The organism is Mycobacterium sp. (genome assembly GCF_019247615.1).
Classification (GTDB): domain Bacteria; phylum Actinomycetota; class Actinomycetes; order Mycobacteriales; family Mycobacteriaceae; genus Mycobacterium.
In genome coordinates, this window is the sequence record NZ_JAFBAT010000009.1 from 1 (window position 1) to 4,967 (window position 4,967).

4 protein-coding genes are annotated in these 4,967 nt (G+C 66.0%); all 4 read right to left on the bottom strand.

The genetic code is table 11. The features are described from left to right. The coding region (locus tag JO059_RS00670) for a PE-PPE domain-containing protein (RefSeq protein ID WP_293313869.1) at nt 1–1,691 on the bottom strand (1,691 nt) is incomplete at its 3' end. A 187-nt stretch (nt 1,692–1,878) separates the two neighbouring features. After that, on the bottom strand, nt 1,879–3,648 hold the full coding sequence (locus tag JO059_RS00675) for a PE-PPE domain-containing protein (RefSeq protein ID WP_293313872.1): 1,770 nt from the start codon (nt 3,646–3,648) through the stop codon (nt 1,879–1,881). 226 nt (nt 3,649–3,874) lie between these two features. Then, the gene (locus JO059_RS00680) at nt 3,875–4,702 is read right to left on the bottom strand and encodes a tyrosine-protein phosphatase (protein WP_293313874.1); all 828 of its coding nucleotides are present in this window, start codon (nt 4,700–4,702) and stop codon (nt 3,875–3,877) included. A 1-nt stretch (nt 4,703) separates the two neighbouring features. Then, nucleotides 4,704–4,967: acyl-CoA dehydrogenase family protein (locus JO059_RS00685; RefSeq protein ID WP_293313877.1), on the bottom strand; the 264-nt coding region annotated here is incomplete at its 5' end.

Genomic DNA, 4,967 nt, shown 5'->3' on the forward strand with positions numbered 1-4,967 from the left:
AACTCGATGCCGCCCGCGACCGTGGTTAGCCCGATGTCGGCCGCGATCGGTTCACCGATCGCATTGAGGAGGCCAACCGGGTTGCCACTGAGCGCTTGTCCGACGCCGCCGAGGAACAGGTTGACGTCATACGACGGCAGGGACAGCCCGATGGCGGCCCCGATGTCCGCGGTGGGAAGCAGCGTCGCGTATGCGGTCGAGAGATCGTTCGTGAAGGTGCTGACGACGTTGGTGTTGGCCGTCTGGATGCCCGAGATGATCGAGGAGATTGACGGCAGGGCGGGCACGGTCGGTGTGCCGCCACCGGATCCCAGCCCGGAGAGCAGGCCCGTCAGGCTCGGTAGGGATGGACTCCCGCCGCCGCCACCCGATGTCGATCCCAGGTGGGACAGGTCGTTGAGGAAGGCGGTGGTCCCCTGCCCTGCGCCGCTGACCAAGAGGGGCCCCAGCGCGGTGGTGTCGCTCGGCGGCGGCAGGAAGCCGAATGGGGTGGGTACATTGGCGGGGCTCGTCGACCAGCCGAAGTTGGGGTTGCCGTAGCCCCAGTTGACGAGGTACCTCAGATCCGGCTGGAGCAGGTCCGCGACGGGAGTGCCGATGACGGGGAGGGCGCGGACCGGATCGAGCAGCGGCAGGTTTTGGGTGGGAATGATGTAGTAGTCCGTCATGCTGTTGGGCGTGCCGAGGGATGCCGACCCTGGCAGGAGGATGGACGAAGCGAGCTGTGAAGCCGTCAGGGTCGGGTAGGTGCCGTGCACGAATGCGATACCCAGGACGGCGTTGAGGTCGGAGAAAATATCGATCGGATACCGCGGGAAGTCGGCGAATCCATCGTATTCGGCCGTCCAAATCGTGGTCGGGAAGTCGTTGCTGGGCGTCGCACCGCCCCATTGGATCCCGACACTCGGAGTGTTCAGGCCGGGGAAACGCGAAAGCAGGCCGCCGTTGGGATTGAGCTCGTCACCGACGAGCGCGAAGTGCACCTGGCCCGGCGTATAACCTTCGGCCAGCAGTTTCGGCATGATGTCCGAGGCGATGATCGCGCTCTGCGAGTAGCCGAACACGGAAACGGCGCCCGGGCCGCCGGGGGGAATCGCCAGGTTGATTGCGTTGTTCAGCTCCGTGATGCCGCGGGCCACGGAGGTGTCGAGTACCAGGTCCTTGACACCGCTGACCGGGTACAAGCCCTCGTTGGTCGACACGGGTCGAAGGGGCCCGGTGAAAGGTCCCCCGCCGCCGAACACACCGCTCAAGTACCGGCTGTACACCGCGTTCATGTAAGTCGTTGACGGGTTCGAGGTGCCGCTACCCGTCATGATCAGGTTGGCCACGACGGGCGGGTCGGCGGCCGGTGTTGCCGCCCCGAATGTCGGACTCGCGGCGCCCCCGCCGAGCCCGAGCATGCCGGCGATCTCGCCTTCGGCCTGCGAGTAGGTGTTGCCGGCGGAGGCCAGCGTCTCGACGAATTGGTTGTGAAATGCGGCCGCCTGCGACAGGAGGCCCTGGTAGTGCTGACCGAATCCACCGAACAGCTGCGCGGTGACTGCCGACACCTCGTCCGCGGCCGCCGCCACGACACTGGTCGTCGGGCCGGCCGCGGCCGCCTTGGCCTCGTTCAGTGCCGAACCGATAGCAGACGCGTCCGCTGCGGCCGTCGCAATGATTTGGGGCTGCGCGATCATGCTCGTCATCGGCGTTCCTTCCGGTACGGGTTCGGTGGTGCGGCACCGGCGAACGCTGCGAATCCGCTGACTCGGCGCGTCGCTGGAACCGGCACGGATAGCTTAGAGCGATCGCCCGAGCGTGCGGGGCATTTTCGGCATTGTTTAACACGCGCCGGATAGCACCGCGCGCACCGCTTTCCGATGCTACGACGCGTTACGGCACCAGGCCGGTGAACGTCTTCGCGACGTCCGCTGCCCCGCCCGCGAGAACCAGGACCTCCAGACCGCCCAGCAGGGTGAGCACCCCTGTTGTCGCGGCGATCGGAGAGCCGACAGCATTGATCAGCCCCAGGGGATTACCGCCGGCCTCAGAAATTCCGTCGACAAGGAGGCTGGCGTCGTAGGCCGGGACGGCGGTGACCGCGGCGTTGGCGATGTCTGCGGTGGGCAGCAGGACCGCGTAGGCGTCTGCGCCGGCTTTGCTGATGGCGTTGAATACATTGTTATGGGCCGCCTGCAGCGACGCGATGAAGCCGTTGATCGATGGCGGCGAGAACAGTGTGCTGGGCGACGAAAGGGGCGACAGCGAGTTCGTAATGCCCGATAGGGAAAGGTTCGACAGCGAGTGGCCCGCAAGGGAGAACCCCGACATCCCCTCGGCGAGGACATCGCGTGCCGCGGCGGTGATTCCCTGCGGGACACCCATGACGAGGTCGCCGGCCAGGGCGGTGGTGGCACTCATCGGCGGGAACAGCCCGAACGGCGTGGGCACGTTCGCCGGCGCCGTCGAATAGCCATAGGCCGGGTCGCCGTAGCCCCAGTTGACGAGATACCGCAAATCGGGTTGCAGCAGATCTGCCAGCGGATTGCCCAACACCGGTAAGGCGCGCAGCGGTTCCAGGAGCGGCAGGTTGGGGGTCAGAACCATGTAGTAGCTCGTATTGGCAAGGGGCCCGGTGTAATCCGGTGAGACGGGCAGCTTGACGATGTCGCCGGCCGGGAGGGTCAGTGGGTTGATGTTCGGATAGTTGGGGTGCACGTAGACAATGCCCGCAACGGCGTTGAGGTCCGACAGGATATCGATCGGGTACCGCGGGAAGTCGGCGAACCCGTCGTATTCCAGCGTGTAGATGTTGGTGGTCCAGGGCGTGTTCGCGGGCGTCGCGCCGTAGAAGTTGATACCCAGAGTCGGAAGGTCCAGACCGACGAAGCGCTCGAGCAGGCCGCCATTGGGATTCATGGGATCGCCCAGCAGATTGAAGTACAGCTGGCTGCCCGTCGGTGGGTTCGCGCCGTTCATGAGGTTTCGCATCTCGAACGAGGCGATGATGGCGCTCTGAGAGTAGCCCTGGACGAGGACGCTGTTTCCCAGCCCGAGTTGCTGCTTGATCGCGGCATCCAGAAGCGGGATGCCTTGGCTCACCGAGGTATTGAGGGGCAGGCTCTTGACGCCGGTGAGCGGAGATAACCCTTCGGGGGTGGGCAGCGCCTGCACTGCGCTCCAGACGAAGCCACCCTTTGTGGCCCAGTTGAGCACGCCGTTTACGAATTTGGTATTCGGTATCGGGTTTCCGCTGCCGCCCATGACGATGGCGACGGTGGGATCGATGGCCGCCGGTGCCGATGAGGACGTCGGTGCAGGCGTGGAAGAACCGCCCAGCGCAGACGGGGCGGCCGCCTCGAGTTTGCTCAGCGTGTTCGCGGCCGAAGCCTCGGCTGCCGCGTAGGCGCCGCCGGCGGCGGCCAGCGCCTGAGTGAATCGGCTGTGAAAGACCGCGGCCTGCGCGACGGCGGCGTGGTATTCCTGGCCGTATTGGCCGAAGAGCGTCGAGATGGCCGCCGACACCTCGTCGGCGGCCGGTGCAATCAAGCCCGACGTCGGGCCCGCCGCAGCCGCACTGGCAGCGCTGATCGCGGAACCGATCTGCTCGACATCCGCGGCAGCCGCCGCCAGCAGCTGCGGCTCAGCGACCAGGTGTGTCATCGGCCCCTCCTACACGACGACAAAACTATTTCTCGGTCGAACCGAGGACACGGCGACCCGCCGGCACCGAAATTTGTTGTTGCCAGCGTAGAGCGATACGGCGATCCTGTCTGGCGTTTCTGGGGAATAGCTAAATTGCCCATCGACACGACGGAATACCCGACACATCGTGCCGAGAAGGGACGGGCACGGCTGGCCGGATGAAAGGTGCTACGCCACAGGCGATTCAGACCAGTAGCTCGCTGCGCAGCCGGTCGAGGTCGGCATCGGTGACGTCCGCGTCACGCAAATACCCGTCCAGCGAACCGAACTTCTCGTCGATGGTTTCACGGGCCGCGGCAAGGTATTCCGGCCGGACACCGAGCACCTCATCGGAGAGCCGGGCACTGGTGAAGGTCATTACTTCCGGGGTCAGTTCAATATCCGAGCGCTGCTGGATCATCTCGTAGATTCGGGACCGTAGCTGTGGCACGGCCTCATTGCTGCGCAGGAAATCGTCGACGATCGTGTCGCGATCAACGCCGACGGCCTCGAGGACCGTCGCTACGACGAAGCCGGTGCGATCTTTGCCCGCGAAACAATGCGTGAGCAGCGGCCGACCCGCGGCCAGGAGGGTGATCACGCGGCGCAGTGCCCGCTGCGCCCCGTTACGGGTGGGGAATTGCCGGTATTCGTCGATCATGTAGCGGGCGGCAACCTCGTTGACGGATTCACCGGACCCGTCGGCTTCGTCGGCCAGCAGCTGGCGGAAGGCCGATTCGTGTGGCGCCGCATCGTCGGCTTCGCCGCCGTCGTCGGCGAGGTCGGGAACCGGCAGCAGGTGGATCTGGACGCCGTCGGGAACACGTCCGGGACCGCGCCGGGCGACCTCCCGGGTCGCGCGCAGGTCGGCAACGTCGGTGATGCCCAGCTGACGCAGAACCGCGAGGCCGGCCTCGTCGAGTCGGCTCAGCTCGCTGGAGCGGAACAGCCGACCGGGCCGCAGTGCGGACGCGCCGTCGGCTACGTCACGAAAGTTCCACGCGCCGGGCAATTCTCGCAGAGCCGCGGCCATGTCAGGTGATCGCCGCAGCGAAAGGGGACTTCTCGCGGCCGATTTCGGCGCGCGCGATAGATCGCATGTGCACCTCGTCGGGTCCGTCGAAGATGCGCATCGCCCGATGCCAGGCGTACAACCGGGCCAGCGCCGTGTCCTCGCTGACGCCCGCAGCGCCGTGTACTTGGATCGCGCGGTCGATGACGTCGCAGGCTACCTGCGGCGCCACCGCCTTGATCTGCGAGACCAGTAGGTGGGCGGCCTTGTTGCCCTGCTGATCGAT

Excerpts from the sequence above, each read along its gene's own strand:
- JO059_RS00675 (WP_293313872.1), bottom strand. The coding sequence starts at position 3,648 with ATGACACACCTGGTCGCTGAGCCGCAGCTGCTGGCGGCGGCTGCCGCG.
- JO059_RS00680 (WP_293313874.1), bottom strand. The coding sequence starts at position 4,702 with ATGGCCGCGGCTCTGCGAGAATTGCCCGGCGCGTGGAACTTTCGTGAC.